We start from the raw sequence: 16,648 nt of genomic DNA on the forward strand, positions 1-16,648 counted from the left end.
TTAGAGGATAGAACAAGGCTTTTTTGATTGTTGTGCTTTCTTTAACTCTTGAATTTATGGAAGCAAAATATATTGTTTTTCTACAAGATGAATAATTTATAAACTAACCTTAACTAAAATATTTTAACATTTACTTTTATATATAACGTAAAAGTAAATGTTATTTATTATCTAACACTTTGGTTATTATTCTTTTATGTAAAAAGATATTTATTAAATGTTTGACATTTAATATTTTCTTCATTGCATTTGTTACGATAAAAAGGTGCATCTTAAGATATACCTTTTTAATAGTTTTTCCTTTTCGATACTGATCACGTTCTTTTTAGAGTAATAGTATCAGCATGTCTAAGTTTTAAAGATTAATTGCAATTTCAAGTCACTTGTATCAGAACCTTTTCACTAACTTCGTAAATCATCAAAAAAGAACTAGGATTTCCCAGTTCTTTTTATGAATACTAATGTTTAAATACATTATTTTTAAGCTTTGCTTTTAAGATTTTTGGGAACCACCAGTTTTTATCGCCCATTAATTTCATTAATGATGGTACTATTAGCATGCGTACTATTGTTGCATCAATAAAAATCGATAATGCTATTCCAATTCCCATTTGTTTTACTGGAACAACGCCTGTAAAAGCAAAAGCTCCGGTAACAACTATCATGATTAGTGCTGCAGAAGTAATAATTTTGCTAGTGGAAGTGAGTCCTTCTAAAGTAGCCTTATTATTATCCCCTGTTTTTTCGTAGATTTCATGTATTCTTGAAATCAAGAATACTTCATAGTCCATTGATAACCCAAATACAATACCAAAAATAAATACTGGTATCATAAGCCCAATGGAATCTACCTTATCTAATCCGAACATCCCCTCTTGAAATAGCCAAACTAAAATTCCAAATGTAGCACTTAAGCTGATAACATTCATGATAATCGCTTTTAGAGGAATTATGATGGAACGGAACGCTAACATTAAAATCAAAAAAGTAGAAGAAAGCGTGATAGCTAAACCATAACCAATATTATCAAAAATTTCATCATAAATTTCTTGATTAAATTTCGGTAACCCGCCAACTAAAAGCTTAACGTCCCCATCTTGCCCATCCCATTTACGGACAAAATTTTGTGCTTTTTCAGAATCAAAACTTTCATTTAATTGCACTGTTAAAATTGTTTTGTCTTTCTTTACTAATTTATTAAGTATAGGTTGTATGTTTTGTTTTGCTTGCGGGTCTTGTAGCATAGCATAAAGCTTATCAGAATCAGGGTTTTTGGTTGAAGAAAAAATGGAATTGATATTTGTTACGATTTTTTCTTCTTTCAAACTTTTAATTAGGGATTCAATTTGCTTTAAAGACTCCTTTTCTGTTATTTCTTTATTAGCCTCAGCTATAATAACAACTTCCGAATTGTTCTTCCCTACAAATTCTTGTTCGTATTTTTCATATGCAGTTCTTGTTTCATAATCTTTTGGAAGCGAAGAAGCATCAGGAATGCTTAATTTAATATTAGATACTGGAATAACTCCCATCAAAAGAATCGAGAAGCCTAAAAGAGTCATAATGACTGGACGTTTCATAACGAACTTTGCAAAGGAATACCACTTATTTCTTTCTGTTTCTTTTACTTTAATAATCATTAAGCTGTTAATATTCTTACCAATTACAGCTAATAAAGCAGGTAAGAATGTTAATGCGGATAGAACAGAAACAAGAACTACTACCATACCACCAATAGCAACTGTTTTGAATATTTCAACTTGGATAAATAGCATTCCGGAGAGGCCGAGGAGAACACACAAACCAGAAAAGGCGATGGACCTTCCAGCTGTCCTTACGGATACTGCTATAGCTTCTTGGATATTTCCACTTTTCAATTCTTCTCTAAAGCGATTAATAAATATTAAAGAGAAATCGATTCCAAGGGCTAAACCAATCATCGGAACAATATTTAATACAAAGATCGATAAATCTAGTTCTTGACCTATAAGGTATAACACACCCATTGAGGAAACTACAGATACAATTCCAATAATAAGTGGAATTGAAGCTGCGACAAGTCCTCCAAATGCAAGCAATAAGACAACTAAGGCAATTGGTAAACCAATCATTTCAGCTTGCTTCAAATCATGTTGACTCGCTGTATTCAAATCTTCATTGACAAGTGCTGTTCCTGTTAAGCCTACTTCTATATTTTTGCTGTCTTTGATTTTTTTATTAAGCTCCTCTAAAATATATTTCATATCATGGAAGTCTTTATCAAAACCTAATGTTGCATAGGCTAAGTTATCTTTACGTTGTTCCTTCTTCTCATTAGGAGATTTAACTTCGACTAGACCTTTTGTGTCCTTTATATTGTTTAAAGTATCTTCGATAAATGATTTCATTTCTTCTTCATTTACATTTTGTTTCTTTTCAAATAGGAGTATTAAAGTTGAATTTGGTGATTTAAAATCTTCCTTTAATATGTCTTGTACTTTTGCATATGTACCGTCAGTTTCAAAACCATCACCCACAAGAATATTTGGCAGTTTAGAAGCACATGTGCCTAATACAACCACTCCTAGTACCCATAATACAATTATTAACTTTCGAAAATGATACGTCCTCTTATCTAGCATAGTCACTTATACTTCCCTCCTTTATTGTTGTTTTAAAATTTTGGATAAGTTTAACTAAAGTAGTTACTGCAATATTTAGTTTTAATTATGTTGAAATGTCATATTGAAATATATAAAAAATACCTATCAATAGATAGGTATTATTAAATTATTACTTAACTAATTTTCCTTGAAGGTGATTATAGAAATAATCAACTACTTCTCCAACAGTAGAAAAATTTTCAGCTTCTTCATCTGGAATTTCTAATTCGAATTGATCTTCTAACTCCATGATTAACTCTACAATGTCAAGAGAGTCAGCACCAAGATCTTCTTTAAAATTAGACTCTAAATTGATTTTTTCTTCTTCAACTGCTAAGCGTTCTACGATAATTTGTTTACCTTTTACTAAAATTTCTTCTTTTGTCATTGTTATTCCCTCCTTATTGTCCGTTATATTTTTACATCTTGATGATAAGTAAGTTAATAGTTTAGTATGTTAAAGCTAACCCACCTAAAGAAAGGCCGGCTGATGTACCAAATAATAGAATTTGATCGCCTCGCTTAATTTCACCGTTCTTGATGTAATCGTGTAATAACATTGGAATTGAAGCTGCGATACAGTTACCATGTATACTTAAATGACTAGCAATTTGTTCTGAAGCAAAACCGAATTTTCTGAAAATATCGATTCCATGCTTGCTTGTTTGATGAGGAAGAATAAATTTTAATTCCTTCTGATTAATACCAGAATCAACAAAGAAACTTTCAAAGTAACTCGGAAGATATCTAACAGCATATTTAAAAATTTTCTTGCCTTCCATATGGAAAACATTATCTAGTGGTGTTGTTTCAGGATGGTTAGGATGCTTTAATGTGCCGCCACCTCTTACTTCAGTGAAACTTGCACCTGATCCGTATGTATTCATCTTGAAATGATGAACTCTGCTTGGTTCATCCTCACTTGTTTTTGTTAGAACTACTGCCCCTGCACCATCACCGAATAATGCACGAACTTCATTATCAGTAATATCTAATGTCGGACTTGGTGCATCAGCACTGATGATAAGTATGTTCTTATATAAACCAGAATCAACAAGACCAGACGCTAAAAATAATGCAACACCGAAACTGTAACATGTAGTGTCTATATCGAATGACGGTACACCACTATCACCTAAACCTAACTCCTGTTGATAGAGCGCAGCTGCACATGGAATCGCCTGAAGTGGAGAACCATTGGCACCGATGATGCAATCGATTTTATCAAGAGTAATCCCTGCATCTTCAACTGCTTTCTTAGCAGCACTTACACCTAACGTTAATGCAGTTTCTCCATTTTCAAAGTCTACATAGTTACGTGATTTAATTCCTGTTGCTTTTTCAATCCAACCAGGCTTTACATCCATTACTTTTTCTAGTTCCGTACTCGCTACAACTCTTGACCCGACTGTCTTACCAATGCCAGAAATCTTGACCTTAAACATAAATTACCTCCTAGAATATCTCTATCTAAATATTGGAATATTCTTGATTTCGATATTGTTATTATATTGAAAATAATTACTTTAGACAACCATTTATGGAATAATTTATAAAAAATAACATTCATCATTTCTACTAAATTACGAAAACTAAGACGGTACCGTAGATACCATCTTATCGTTAGTAAAATAACATCAGGCTAATAATGTTTCTATTTAAACAAATCTTCATTTTCTATACCGATCACTCACCTTTTGTAGAGTAATAATATCAGTACATCCAAAAGTTAGAGAGTACTTGCAAGTATCTTAAACTTTTTATATCAGACCCCTTTTTTATCCTTAAAATATAAAAAATGTATTTTTTGCACGATAATCATTGGCAATTGGTTTTTTTTGTTATATTATGTATTTTATTGGCGCGGATTTTTTTGAAAATCCTTATTCATATCCATTAAACATTTTTTAGAATAATAATATCAGTATGTTTTAAATTTATAGCCTATTTTAAATTAACCTTATATTTGTATGTCAAAACCCTATTTTACTATTGGAGAGTGAGATTAATTGAAGAAAAAAGCAGTATGTCTTTCGTTAGCTTTATCTATTAGTTTTGGTACATTTATAGCCAGTAGCCCCAATGTATCCGCAGCAGAGAGTACTATAAAGTTCAATTCCAAATATAAAACACCGTCATTTATCATCGAAAACAATAAAAATTTTAAAAACCCTACTACTAACAAAAAAAATATTGTTTTTTCTTATTTAGACTCTAGGAAAAAAGTCTTTAAATTAGATGAAGGGGCTAAAAATGAGTTTTCTATATTAAAAGAGGAAACGGATAAAAAAAACAAAACTCATCATTATAAATTAATTCAAAAGCATAAAAATATACCTATGTATGGTTTCAATCAAACAATTTCTTTGGACAAAAACAATAACGTTAAAGCATTTTTTGGACAAGTTTCCCCTGATTTAGAAAATAAGAATATTCCTACGGTTGCCGCTTTTTCAGCTGATAAAGCAGTTAGGATTGCACAAAAAGATATTGAAAATAAAATAGGTAAGGTTGATCACTATGATGCAAAACCTAGTCATCAACTTTATATCTATGAATATAAAAATAAATATTACCTTGCTTACGTTATCAAAGCTTCTACTTCTACTCCATCTCCAGGATTTTGGCATTATTTTATTGATGCTACAAATGGAAAAATAATTAATCAGTACAATGCAATTGACGAGGTTACTGGTAAAGGAACAGGAGTTTTAGGAAATAAGGAAACTTTTGAAGTTACTAATAAAAATAATAACTATTTTCTAGCAGATGAGACTAGAGGCAATGGGATTAACACATTTAATGCACTAAATATAAACGAAATAATTTACCAGATACTTTCACAAACCACAGGATTCACTGGTTTCGAAATTAGAAGTAAAACTCAGAATTTTAGTGATCCTGTAGCAGTTGATGCACATGTGAATGCTGAAAAGGTGTACGATTATTATAAAAATGTATTTGGACGTAATTCACTGGATAATGCAGGTATGAAATTGAACTCTACGGTACACGTAGGATCCAAATGGAATAATGCAGCATGGAATGGTGCGCAAATGATGTATGGTGATGGTGATGGAAAAACATTTATTCCTTTTTCTGCGGGTTTAGATGTGGTGGCCCATGAAATCACTCACGGAGTAACCGAACACACGGCACAATTGGAATACCAAAATGAATCAGGTGCCTTAAATGAGTCATTATCCGATATTATGGGAGCCATGGTAGACCGAAACGATTGGGAAGTTGGTGAAGATATCTACACGCCAACTATTACAAATGATTCCCTCCGTTCACTAAAAGATCCAGCTTCTCAGGGTTATCCTGATCATTACAGTAAACGATATATTGGATCAGAAGATAATGGAGGTGTTCATACTAACTCATCGATTAATAATAAGGCTGCTTATCTTATATCCGAAGGTGGCACACATTATGGAGTAAAGGTAGAGGGTGTTGGTCGTAAAGCAACAGAACAAATCTATTATCGGGCGTTGACAAATTATCTAACAGCTACTTCCAATTTTAGTATGATGCGTCAAGCAGCTATTCAATCTGCAACAGACCTTTATGGAGAAAAATCAAAAGAAGTTACGGCAGTAACTAAAGCATATAATGCAGTGGGAATAAATTGACCTTTAAAATTGGCACTTTATTTGTGTTAGAAGTATGTATATTCCCCATGTTTGTCACTTCGTAAGTTAGATAAATGGAAGAGAAATTCCCGTTTTTTCGGGATCTGGAGCAAATACTTGAGGAAGATATAAAGAGGTAAAAGACTTTCTAGTGGAATCTAGTCTTAAGTAGTCGTTCCAAATAGTTGATGAATGAATTTCACTTAATTTTGAACAGACGTGTTCTATAAAACATGTTGCTCTTTTTTAATCATATGCATCGCTTCTATTCCAGAAATCACGTTCTTTGTTGTACGAAAAGATTTTAATCATAACATCATCCGAACTCGTTTTTTAATAAATCGATAGTCTTGTTCGACTATATTATTGAGATATTTCACTTGCCTTATCTGGATGCCTACAGGCATCTTTTTTTTGTTCTTTAACGTGGAAAATTTTTTATTCGTTTGGATCAAACGTCCATTTTGAAAAATATGATTCTTTATTTGTCTTTACCACTTTTCTCCTCTATCCAATATAAAATCGTTGGATCACCCTTTACCTTTTAGGCTTTTTTCCTATGTACTACTCAAAAGCAGGAAAAATCCAGCCTAAATTTAATATTTAAAAGACAAGTCTATATGAGAGTTGAAATATACAGTAAAATCAACCTTCTCTCCAACTATCATTTAGGTATAATCAAAATATATTCACATTTTAGCCCAAGACAGTTTAGTAATATATAGGTGCAGACTATAAAAGCTTTCCTTATTTAATAAAAAAACTCAGTCAAAAAGACTGAGTTTCTGCTTATTATACGCTATTTACACCACTTTCTTCCATAGCATGGTCCCAGCTAGGGAAAAAATAAAGTGCATTTTTCATTAGTTTTGGATGCGTTTGCTTTACTTTTTTCTTTTTTAGAGATTGTCCATTTGTTCCTAAGTACTGGATTTGGGCTTTGACTTCTTCGACCGTCATATCGGCTTGCATAAAATCACTCCCTTTATCAAATTAACTCTATTATTCCCTTCTTTTAGATAGGTAAAACATATGCTTCTAGAATTAGCTTATACTTATTTATATTTAATACAAATTATAAAGAATAACTACAACAAAGACTGCCCATTCTGCATCAGCCTTCCACCAAGGATTCTTTCTCCGGAGTATGGAGCTTTTTATACATATGCTTGTCACTACAAAAATAGTCTTTATGAAGAAAAAATATATGTTATTACTTAACTCCAGTTATAGATTCCTTTAAAAAGTACCACTCCAATGCTTTTGGAATAAGGTTGCCTTTTTCTTATTTAACTACTAAAGAAACTTCCACTCTTTCTTTTTCTCTTATAATGATGATGTCCATAACTTCCGTGATGATCACGGCCTTTTTATAATCATCACTACTGCTATAACTCTTAAAAGGTTTTGATTTTCCTCTCTTGTAATCACTACTACTGTAATGCTTATGTTTATTATTCATTAGTGAATCAAACAGTTTCTTGAACATGATTTAATCACTCCTCATAATTAGTTTAAATCTATAAAAACAAAAACGCTTTTATCTTTTTAGTAGGTAAAAGCGCTTGATGTATAAACACAGACTTCACCTAACTAAAAATGTAGGCAAAGGTCTTGCTAACAATTAAGATTGCCAACAAAGCCGGAAACATTCTGTTTCGTAGTGACGACTATTGTTGTACAGCTACTCCCCTTTGGTGGAGTATTAAGTTTGTTCAATGGTAACGTAAATCGATTCTATAAGTCAATTGATAACTAATGAGTGTTTATCTTTTAGAATCTTGTTCTTACCGTTTATCTAACGTAACAATAACGACCATTTTTGTTACAGATAATTCAAAAGTGCAACGCCGTCTAAAAAGGTGAACCTTTTTAGACTATATGTCATATTCAATTTTAGATCATTGCGTACTTGCAATAATGAATAATATTCTATATGTTGAGAAAACTACAAAAGAACGTGAAATCTCCATAGCAAAGTTTTCCTTTTTCTCGATGTACATTTATAAAAAGCTGCCTCATGTCCATAGGGCAGTTTTTTTCATTTGCTGTTAGTATATTTTTAAATAGTTGGAACAAAATGTAATCAGATACCCTCCAGCCTTTGGTATCTAACGATTTTGGATTTCTGGATAAGAGAAAAACTCCTGCTCATGCGCAAGGAGTTTTTTCTATTTCAAGCTGTATATGATATTCATTTCTTGTTTACATAAGACTATTTTACGGAACCCCGCATAAAAGAGAACCTTAAGGAGTTATATAAATATTATTATCTGTATAAAACGATGAAAATCTTCACATTCTATAAACGTTTAATCAAATTAAAAAAGGAGATCATGAATATGGCAAACAATCAAAAGAATAATCGTACAAACAATTTAGTGGTTCCTAGTTTCGCACAAGCAGTTAATCAAATGAAACAAGAAATTGCACAAGAATTTGGCGTACAACTGGGCCCTGATACAACGGCTCGTGCTAATGGCTCCGTTGGTGGAGAAATTACAAAACGTCTTGTAGCATTAGCTGAACAACAACTTGGCGAATACAACAAATAATACTAAAAAGTAAATAAATCATAAAAAAGAGGAAGAGAGTTCTCTTCCTTTTTTTTATAGCGTTATCATTAACATTCTACGCAATAAGTATATTAAATGATGTAACTATGCGATGATAGGCTTAATGAATTTCAGTAATGCCTGTTAAACGAATAGAGAATATATTGTGTTGTTCATCTTCTAGAGAAAGAGTTTGGTCATGAAGATTAAGATCACTTACACGTCCCTTACATGTTTGTAATAAACCGTTTTGATAATAATTAATGGTAATGACACCTTTCTTTCTTAATGCTTTCAATATCATAATCGATTCTCCTTTCTTCCTAATAACTAACGTAGGAATTTGTTATTCAATTAGGTAATTATCATGTATAATTTGTTAGAAAATCATACAAATTAGAAGTTATTTGTTTTATATTTAGTATACAATAACTCTAGGGAAAACGCTTACATTTTATTGTGTAAACTTTGTGAACTTTCAACAGGAAGAAAGCTCAAAGAATAAACCTAAGAGCTTTCTAAAACACTTATTTAACAGCTGCTTTTAACTCTTTTCCTGGTTTAAAAGCAGGAACCTTTGAAGCCGGAATTGTCATTTCCTCGCCAGTTTGAGGATTACGACCTGTACGCTCGGCACGCTGACGTACTTCAAATGTACCAAAGCCAAGTAGTTGAATTTTCTCTTCTTTTGCAAGTGTATTAGAAATCGTTTCGAACAACGCATCTACAGCTTTTTTTGAATCTTGTTTCGTTAGTTCTGTTTTTGTTGCAACTGCATCGATTAATTCAGCTTTTTTCATATTTAACTACCTCACTTCTTACCGTATATAGTATGTATAGGTGAAGAATATATCATATTTTCTGCATATGAGTCAAACGTATGTTCTTTATATAAAGTAATTATAAAAATGTATTATAAAAAGCATGCCTGAGATTAGCGCTGTGCCGAAATGAAAACTTGTTCATGCTAGATAATATATTCATTCACTACAAAATTCAACCCTATATTGTTTTAAAAATATGTATGTAGATTTTACATTTAGCCTAAACTAATAAAGTATTTCCCAATTGCCTGAGTTTAAAAAAGCCTTTGCTCCCATTGAGCAAAGGCTACTTTTTTGACGAGTTTCTTCTATAAAATATGCCATTTTGAAAAGACTTTTGTGTAAGTAAAATTAGTCGCTCTAAAAAGATCCATCCTTTTAGAGCGACTAATTTTTTATGACTCTTTATAGAGGCAATCATGAGTATGATCTCTATTAGCAGCAACCACAAACCTTGATTTTCCTTCTTGGCATTCATGAGCGATTTCGATATCGCCACAATAAGGACAAGTGAGGTATCCTCTGAACTGCATATGGTTGGAACTAATTATTTCCTCAGGTTTAAAAACGTCCATTCTTATTCCATAATGAGTACAAGCAACTTTTTTTATGCTTATCATAGGATTTCTTCCTCCTTCTTATTGTGTATTGGTTAATTTTTAGTATATAAGATAAATATGGATAATTTAACCTTTTTTGATTAACTTGTCATAAATATTCAGAAAATTAAATGGTAAAGGAATGATTGAGTAAAAGAGTTAAAGATAATTTCTACTTGTGTATCTTAAGATACACCTTTTTATACAAATAAACGTCAAAATAAATACAGTAAATGCTAGATAGACAAGAAATATTTATTTATACGAAAAAGTATAACATTTATTCTATATATTAAATAATGATAATTTTTATTTTATATATAAGAGTAAGAGTTAAATTATTTTAGTTGAATTCACTTTAATTATTACTTCTATTGTAGAAAAATAGAACCTTTTTCTACATTAAACACTTCTCCATAATTTCTTTATTTAATACAAATTAGCTATAATTTGATTGAAGTACAACGAACAGTTTTGTTGTAGTCATCTTACTAACTAATTAGGTTTACAGAGTAAGGCATTGCATAGGATTAACGTAAAACTCGTGATATACTAGGAAGAAAGAAGATAAAATTACGGAGGGCGTTATGACGCAACGATTAGATTTACGTGTCGATTTTGCTTTCAAGTCTCTTTTTGGCACACATGGAAATGAATCCATTTTAGCTGCTTTTTTAAATGCAGCGCTCCGTTTCCCAAATGAGAAACAAATTCAGACGGTTCAGTTATTAGATCCCCATTTTAATAAAGAAAATCAAGAAGATAAACGCTCTATCTTAGATGTACATGCACAACTAGAGGACGGAAGCCGTGTAAATATCGAGATTCAGCTCAATAATAAGCATGACATGGAAAAAAGAACGCTCTATTACTGGTCTAAAATGTATAGTAGTCAAATGAAAGAAGGAATGGACTATGGGGAGCTTTGTAAAACGATTACCATTAACATTGTCAACTTCCGTTATTTGTCGCATATCAGCGATTATCATTCGACTTTTCAGTTATACGAGCGAGAACAGAAAGTCCTCTTAACTGATATGCTCGAAATTCATTTTATGGAGCTCCCGAAATTGTTGATTAAGTGGCGTCACAGAGAAGTTGACCCTCGTGAAGATCGACTCGTACGCTGGTTATTATTGCTTGAAGCATCCGAGGATGAAGAAATCACTCAAGTATTGGAGGAGATTGCGATGCAAGAAGATCAAGTATTAAAGAAAGCGATGGATGAATGGGAACGTGTCAGTCAGGATCCTGAAGTATTATTAGCTTATGAAGCTCGAAGAAAAGCTCTGTTAGATGAAAAATCAGCTTTGAAAAGAGCTGAAAAAAAAGGTGTTATAAAAGTAGCCTCAGGTATGCTTCAAAAAGGAATAGACGAAGATACTATTATTGAACTAACAGGGCTTACAAGAGAAGAGATTCAAAAACTTCGTCAACAATAGGCTAAGGCAAAAGGAGCAGTGTGTTAAAAACACTGCTCCTTTTATTTAAATAAAGGTAACTTGAATACCGATAAGATCCATTATGTTAAGTAGAAAAATTGCTATTTTTCCGCAAGATACATAATAAATAACTAACACACTCTTCGTATTAGTTGAATAACGAAATTATAAGGATTTCTTCAAACTACTTATTGTATTTCATTTAACATAGTTCCGAGCTTTTTAATGGTTTTCCAATTACGAGATGTTCCTGGAACACCTACCTTCTGAAGTTGAGCAGAAAGCTTAGAATGCCGAATGCTTTGTTGCAAATATAAATAAATCTCTCTGCCCCTTATGCAACATTGCTCCACCTCGCTTTTATAGTCGAGTAAATGATTTATGCATTCCTTAGAAGGTTCTTTAGTTAACAACGATATATGTACACTCTCCCCTTCCGATAACGAGTTAACTGGATAAGGGCAATTGTTAATAATTTGCTCCCATTCTGAAGCTGTTCTTAAGATAATAATGACAGAAAAACCGAAAGCATTTCTAATCTCTTGCTTCTAATTGTTCTGCATTTCTTTCAGAATGAAATATTACATTTCCACTTTGAATGTAGGTTTTAACTTTATCTAATCCCATGTTTGTTAATACGTTCTTTAATTCTTGCATCTTTATTAATTTGTGTCCACCTACGTTAATGCCCCGTAATAAAGCAATATAAATAGTTATTTTTGGCACCTCTTTTGTTTTATTTCATTACTTTAACATCTTAATCGTTTCGTAATTCTCTAAGTAATTGGAAAATTTGACCTCTATGATGAGATTCATGTTCAATCAAATGGTAAACAACCCACTCAGGTGTAACGTCGTAATGTTCAAGTACTCTTGGTTTACGCCAATCTGTTAAATCCATTGAACGAAAGTGATAAAGAAATACTTCTCGCACCTTATTAAGACGGTAAAAATGTTCCTCTAAACTTTGTCCTTTAATGTGGGTTAAAGAGCCATCTTCAGAACTATTTTCTAATGGAAACAACGACCGTATTTCGGAATCCCATTTAGTAACAAGAACCTCATTATATAACCAATCTGCCTCGATAAATGCAATGTGATATAATAGTGAGCTAATCGTTTGTCTTTCATCAATTTTTGTATCAAGCATACATTGGCTGATGCCATTTAATTGTGTTAGAAGAGTACGGCGAACATCTTCTAAACACCATATCCATCGGCCAATTTCTTCTTTATATTCTGGCAATGAAAATACCTGTAAAGCTCTTTTTCCCAATGAGATCACCATCCTTTTAAGTAAAGTACTTACATTCTATAAAAAAGGGATGTTTCCTTCTTTCAAATAAGATTCTTTCACCTGTTCCCCATTCTATGTAATCAAAAATAAAAACTATGTATTTCATATGCAACAAAAACGACCAATTTTGTTACTGATAACTCAAAAGTACAATGAATCTCTGAAATCCATAATATTGTTGTAACAAAAAATATGTAACATTATATTTATTTTAGTGTTTTTGTTGCATTGATTAATTCTGGATACAATACATAACCTACGGTTAAGGCTATCCAATGCTGATGGTCCATAAAGGTACAGCTTTTTAGACGATAAGAAAACTAATGAAAAACTATCTATTTATCCTCTAAAATAGACCTTATTATACGTATAAAAAGTAATCAATCTTTTTATACGTTGTATCGTATACTTAGACTACTGAATAAGAGGAGGGATTATTCGTAAGTAAATCGAAGTTAAATTCAGAAGATGTTATTTAGTTTATGGTAACTTGAAATATAGATGGTCTACAGGTTTAGTTTACATAAAAGAAAGTTTTTTTGTAAATGAAGAGAATTATATTATTAGTGGTAGTGACAGGGTTGCTGCTCTAATCCGTCAAATGTTTTATATAAATGCAAATAGGAGGATTGTTATGGTCTATGTCGCACTGCTTAGGGGAATCAATGTTGGTGGGAAAAATAAAATTGACATGAAGTTGCTTAAAAAAACTTTTGAACGAGTAGGTATGAGCTCTGTAGTTACATATATCAATTCAGGTAATATTATTTTCACAGTGAATGGCCAATCAAAAACAACAATATCTCATATTTTAGAAGAGGCTATACATACAAACTTCGAATTACAAGTCAAAGTTTTAGTCCGTAGTTTTGATGATTTTAAAAAAGTCATACACTCCCTTCCAGAGTCATGGAAGAACGACCAACGGATGAGAAGCGATGTGCTGTTTTTATGGGACGAAATTGATGATGAGTCAGTGCTTAATAAGCTGGTCATCAAACCGGAAATTGATACGGTGAAATACGTTCCTGGAGCCATTCTATGGTCGGTTGAAAAAAAATATATTACCAAATCCGGTATGACTAAACTCGTTGGTTCAAAGCTATATCAACAAATAACAATCAGGAATGTAAATACAACTCGCAAAATATACGAACTTATGCAAGCAGCAGAGGCGTGAATTACATGATACTAGCAAGAAACTTGTCACTGGGCCTACTAGACGGATCCGAATAGTTCTATAAATGATTGGATGTAATTAATTAAGAAACCTAGCTAATTTTCTCATGTAAAGGTAGCTGGTTTTTATAGTTGGATGTGCAAAATACCACTTTAAATATACGCAAATTATCGATCAAAGTGACAACTGCATAGCATGCTCAGAATTGATTAAACGAAAAATGGTCGTTTTTAGGATAAATGATTATTCAACTCTCGGGAAGGTTACTTCAATAACTCACTATATACACTCAATGATAATTCTGGAGTTTTTGGATGTTAAATCCAGTAATTCGTTGTAAAATCAAAGATAGAAAAATATAATTTTCGGTTTACTTTTCAAAAATAAAAAACACAGTACACAAAGACTCTATTTTATAACTAAGGAGGGATAGACATTTGAAGATTGCAAAGGGAGTAGCAATGCTTGATTTAAAGGTGGAAGTTTTAGGTAATAGTCAAATATTAAATCCCACTTTAATTTGGGACGATGAAACAGCCGTTCTAATCGATACGGGAACACCGGGTACTTTGGAGCAGATACGTTCAGCTATGTATGCTGAAGGGGTACCCTTCGAAAAATTGAAAGCAATCATATTAACTCATCAGGATTTTGATCACATAGGCAGTCTTCCTGATATACTGCGAGAAACTAATGGGGATATTGAAGTTTATGCTCACCTAAAAGATAAGCCATATATTGAAGGGGAATTGCCTCTTATGAAAGTCAATCTTGATAGTTTGGCTTGGCAATTAGAATCCCTTTCGGAGGAGGAACGTTTAAAAGTAGTGTCCTACTTATTGGATAATCTCCCTAAAGGAAACGTCAACAAGGTATTGGTCGGTGGGGAGGAACTTCCATTTTGTGGAGGGATTAGTATTATATTTACCCCAGGTCATACCCCAGGTCATATCAGTCTTTACCTAAAGGAAAGTAAAGCTCTTGTTGCAGGAGATTCGATGTACAGTGTAGATGGAAAATTGATGGGGATTCATCAACCAAGTACGCCGGATATGGTTACAGCAAGGTGTTCTCTGAAAAAATATTTAGAATACGACATTGAATCAGTGCTATGTTATCATGGGGGATATTGTAATGAAAATGTTAGCGACCAACTCCGCGATCTAGTCGAGAAATCATAAATATTGGTTCAATTGTAGTTATTCTACAGCGATATTATCGAATGATCTTCTCCCTTGATTGTTGAGGCAATTACACCCTTAATATTTAACAACAAGAAAACCCCTCAATGTAAGGGGTTTTCTTGTTGTTAAGTTTTCTTTTTTACAACTATATATCTTATAAAAATTAGTTACTATACTCAACAGTATAGGAAAGAGTCTGAAGATCATTCTCAGGAAAATGTAGAAAAAGGAGGGGTTCATGTCAACTTGGAAAGCGCCTTTTTGTTAATTTACATTACTTTTAACTATCCATTCTACTTCCGTTAATTCTTGTTTCTGAACATTTTTGGTATGTGGTTTGGTGAAATGGACATTAACAGCTTCTTCGTTTTTCCAAATCTCCCAAAGCATTATTTTTCGTTCTGATGGTTCAAGAGGATAAGCATGGAATTTAATACATCCTTCTTCTTTATTAGTTTCTTCCTCAAGTTTTTTGAACTCTCCTATTATTTCATTAAAGTCCTTATTACTAATAATTCTTAAGCATGCAGTTATGTAATACATCGGGTTCCCCTCTTTCATAGTTTCTTGTGATTTATCATTATAACGTTTCTCGGAATTATTTCAAGAAAAATATTCCTTTTTATCAAGGGAAGAAACTAAAAATAAAGTGCACACTATCTACGTTTTTAGTTAACATAGTCATCCTTATCGGTATTTATATGTATAAAAGCCTATAGAATAATAATTCTACAAGCTTTGTCGCTCATAATATTAAGAAAAGTCCTTAGGATAGCTTATTATAGATATCCTTCTGATTAATCTCCATGAACAAGTTTTTATCTTTTACAGCTTGAAAGTCATATTGTTTATATAATCCATGAGCATCTTTTGTTGCTAATAAAATCCTTCGTACCTCTCTAATACTTGGACAGTTAATCATAGTTTGAACAAGTGATTTGCCAAGACCTAATCCTCTAAATTCATTAAGTATAAATATATCAGCAAGGTAAGCGAAAGTTGATGAATCTGTAATAATTCTTCCGAATCCAACTTGTTTCGATTTTCCCTTTTCAGGATCCCCCGCAAACACACCAAAACAGATTGAATTTTGAATTGATTTTTCTACTAAACGTAAAGGTATTCCTTTAGACCAGTAAGCTTCATCATGAAGGTAATTATAAATCAGCTCTACATCTAAATAGTTTTTGTTACTTGAAACTGTAAAATCATTTTTAACATAGGTACTCATATACAATCCTCCTCACTAGAAAATTGTAACATTTTTCGGAAAATCAATTAGATTATTTG

At 32.2% G+C, this 16,648-nt stretch carries 15 protein-coding genes and 4 pseudogenes; 5 read left to right on the top strand and 14 right to left on the bottom strand.

The window, feature by feature from the left end; all coding sequences use genetic code 11:
• Positions 1-458: 458 nt before the first annotated feature.
• The 4 genes and pseudogenes from LIS78_RS29165 to LIS78_RS29180 form a co-directional block, all read right to left on the bottom strand.
• Positions 459-2,621 carry an MMPL family transporter gene (locus tag LIS78_RS29165; protein WP_252285646.1) on the bottom strand — a complete coding sequence of 721 codons (2,163 nt, stop codon included), beginning with the start codon at positions 2,619-2,621 and terminating at the stop codon, positions 459-461.
• A gap of 151 nt (positions 2,622-2,772) precedes the next feature.
• Positions 2,773-3,030, bottom strand: a complete 258-nt coding sequence (gene acpP, locus LIS78_RS29170; RefSeq protein ID WP_252285621.1) for an acyl carrier protein — start codon at positions 3,028-3,030, stop codon at positions 2,773-2,775.
• A gap of 61 nt (positions 3,031-3,091) precedes the next feature.
• Positions 3,092-4,087, bottom strand: a complete 996-nt coding sequence (locus tag LIS78_RS29175) for a beta-ketoacyl-ACP synthase 3 (RefSeq protein WP_252285622.1) — start codon at positions 4,085-4,087, stop codon at positions 3,092-3,094.
• A 122-nt stretch (positions 4,088-4,209) separates the two neighbouring features.
• Positions 4,210-4,323 (bottom strand): annotated as a pseudogene (locus LIS78_RS29180) (IS6 family transposase); the annotation flags it as partial.
• A gap of 328 nt (positions 4,324-4,651) precedes the next feature.
• Between LIS78_RS29180 and LIS78_RS29185 the strand changes: the two are divergent.
• Positions 4,652-6,277, top strand: a complete 1,626-nt coding sequence (locus LIS78_RS29185; protein WP_252285623.1) for a M4 family metallopeptidase — start codon at positions 4,652-4,654, stop codon at positions 6,275-6,277.
• Between the two features lie 224 nt (positions 6,278-6,501).
• Here LIS78_RS29185 and LIS78_RS29190 read toward each other — a convergent pair.
• The 3 genes and pseudogenes from LIS78_RS29190 to LIS78_RS29200 form a co-directional block, all read right to left on the bottom strand.
• Positions 6,502-6,702, bottom strand: a pseudogene (locus tag LIS78_RS29190) (DDE-type integrase/transposase/recombinase); the annotation flags it as partial.
• Positions 6,703-7,069: 367 nt separating this feature from the next.
• A complete protein-coding gene (locus tag LIS78_RS29195) occupies positions 7,070-7,249 on the bottom strand; it encodes a hypothetical protein (RefSeq protein WP_252285624.1) in 180 nt (59 codons plus the stop codon).
• A gap of 317 nt (positions 7,250-7,566) precedes the next feature.
• Positions 7,567-7,766 (bottom strand): annotated as a pseudogene (locus LIS78_RS29200) (hypothetical protein).
• An 853-nt stretch (positions 7,767-8,619) separates the two neighbouring features.
• Between LIS78_RS29200 and LIS78_RS29205 the strand changes: the two are divergent.
• Positions 8,620-8,832 (top strand): alpha/beta-type small acid-soluble spore protein, encoded by a 213-nt coding sequence (locus LIS78_RS29205; RefSeq protein WP_252285625.1) that lies wholly within the window; start codon positions 8,620-8,622, stop codon positions 8,830-8,832.
• A 121-nt stretch (positions 8,833-8,953) separates the two neighbouring features.
• Here LIS78_RS29205 and LIS78_RS29210 read toward each other — a convergent pair whose 3' ends face one another.
• The 3 genes from LIS78_RS29210 to LIS78_RS29220 all read right to left on the bottom strand — a co-directional run bounded on the left by LIS78_RS29210 (position 8,954) and on the right by LIS78_RS29220 (position 10,276).
• The gene (locus LIS78_RS29210) at positions 8,954-9,136 is read right to left on the bottom strand and encodes a YolD-like family protein (RefSeq protein ID WP_252285626.1); all 183 of its coding nucleotides are present in this window, start codon (positions 9,134-9,136) and stop codon (positions 8,954-8,956) included.
• A gap of 223 nt (positions 9,137-9,359) precedes the next feature.
• A complete protein-coding gene (locus LIS78_RS29215) occupies positions 9,360-9,632 on the bottom strand; it encodes an HU family DNA-binding protein (RefSeq protein WP_252285627.1) in 273 nt (90 codons plus the stop codon).
• A gap of 419 nt (positions 9,633-10,051) precedes the next feature.
• The gene (locus LIS78_RS29220) at positions 10,052-10,276 is read right to left on the bottom strand and encodes a hypothetical protein (RefSeq protein ID WP_252285628.1); all 225 of its coding nucleotides are present in this window, start codon (positions 10,274-10,276) and stop codon (positions 10,052-10,054) included.
• Between the two features lie 566 nt (positions 10,277-10,842).
• Between LIS78_RS29220 and LIS78_RS29225 the strand changes: the two genes are divergently transcribed.
• Positions 10,843-11,697, top strand: coding sequence for an Rpn family recombination-promoting nuclease/putative transposase (locus tag LIS78_RS29225; RefSeq protein WP_252285629.1), 855 nt, complete (start codon positions 10,843-10,845; stop codon positions 11,695-11,697).
• Positions 11,698-11,885: 188 nt separating this feature from the next.
• Here the strand turns inward: LIS78_RS29225 and LIS78_RS29230 are convergent.
• Positions 11,886-12,414: pseudogene (locus tag LIS78_RS29230) on the bottom strand (DUF1697 domain-containing protein).
• Between the two features lie 40 nt (positions 12,415-12,454).
• On the bottom strand, positions 12,455-12,973 hold the full coding sequence (locus LIS78_RS29235) for a DinB family protein (RefSeq protein ID WP_209152404.1): 519 nt from the start codon (positions 12,971-12,973) through the stop codon (positions 12,455-12,457).
• 655 nt (positions 12,974-13,628) lie between these two features.
• On the opposite strand from LIS78_RS29235, the gene LIS78_RS29240 reads away from it, so the two are divergent.
• Both LIS78_RS29240 and LIS78_RS29245 read left to right on the top strand, forming a co-directional pair.
• Positions 13,629-14,174 (top strand): DUF1697 domain-containing protein, encoded by a 546-nt coding sequence (locus tag LIS78_RS29240; RefSeq protein ID WP_209152405.1) that lies wholly within the window; start codon positions 13,629-13,631, stop codon positions 14,172-14,174.
• A 437-nt stretch (positions 14,175-14,611) separates the two neighbouring features.
• Entirely contained in the window at positions 14,612-15,355 is a 744-nt protein-coding gene (locus tag LIS78_RS29245) for an MBL fold metallo-hydrolase (RefSeq protein ID WP_209152406.1), read from the top strand.
• A 267-nt stretch (positions 15,356-15,622) separates the two neighbouring features.
• Here LIS78_RS29245 and LIS78_RS29250 read toward each other — a convergent pair whose 3' ends face one another.
• Together LIS78_RS29250 and LIS78_RS29255 are read right to left on the bottom strand one after the other, a co-directional pair.
• Complete coding sequence (locus tag LIS78_RS29250) at positions 15,623-15,919, bottom strand: putative quinol monooxygenase (protein ID WP_374726335.1); 297 nt, start codon at positions 15,917-15,919, stop codon at positions 15,623-15,625.
• Between the two features lie 205 nt (positions 15,920-16,124).
• Complete coding sequence (locus LIS78_RS29255) at positions 16,125-16,589, bottom strand: GNAT family N-acetyltransferase (RefSeq protein WP_209152408.1); 465 nt, start codon at positions 16,587-16,589, stop codon at positions 16,125-16,127.
• Positions 16,590-16,648: the final 59 nt, after the last annotated feature.

Origin of the sequence: Priestia megaterium (assembly GCF_023824195.1) — a bacterium.
GTDB classification, from domain to species: Bacteria; Bacillota; Bacilli; order Bacillales; family Bacillaceae_H; genus Priestia; species Priestia megaterium_D.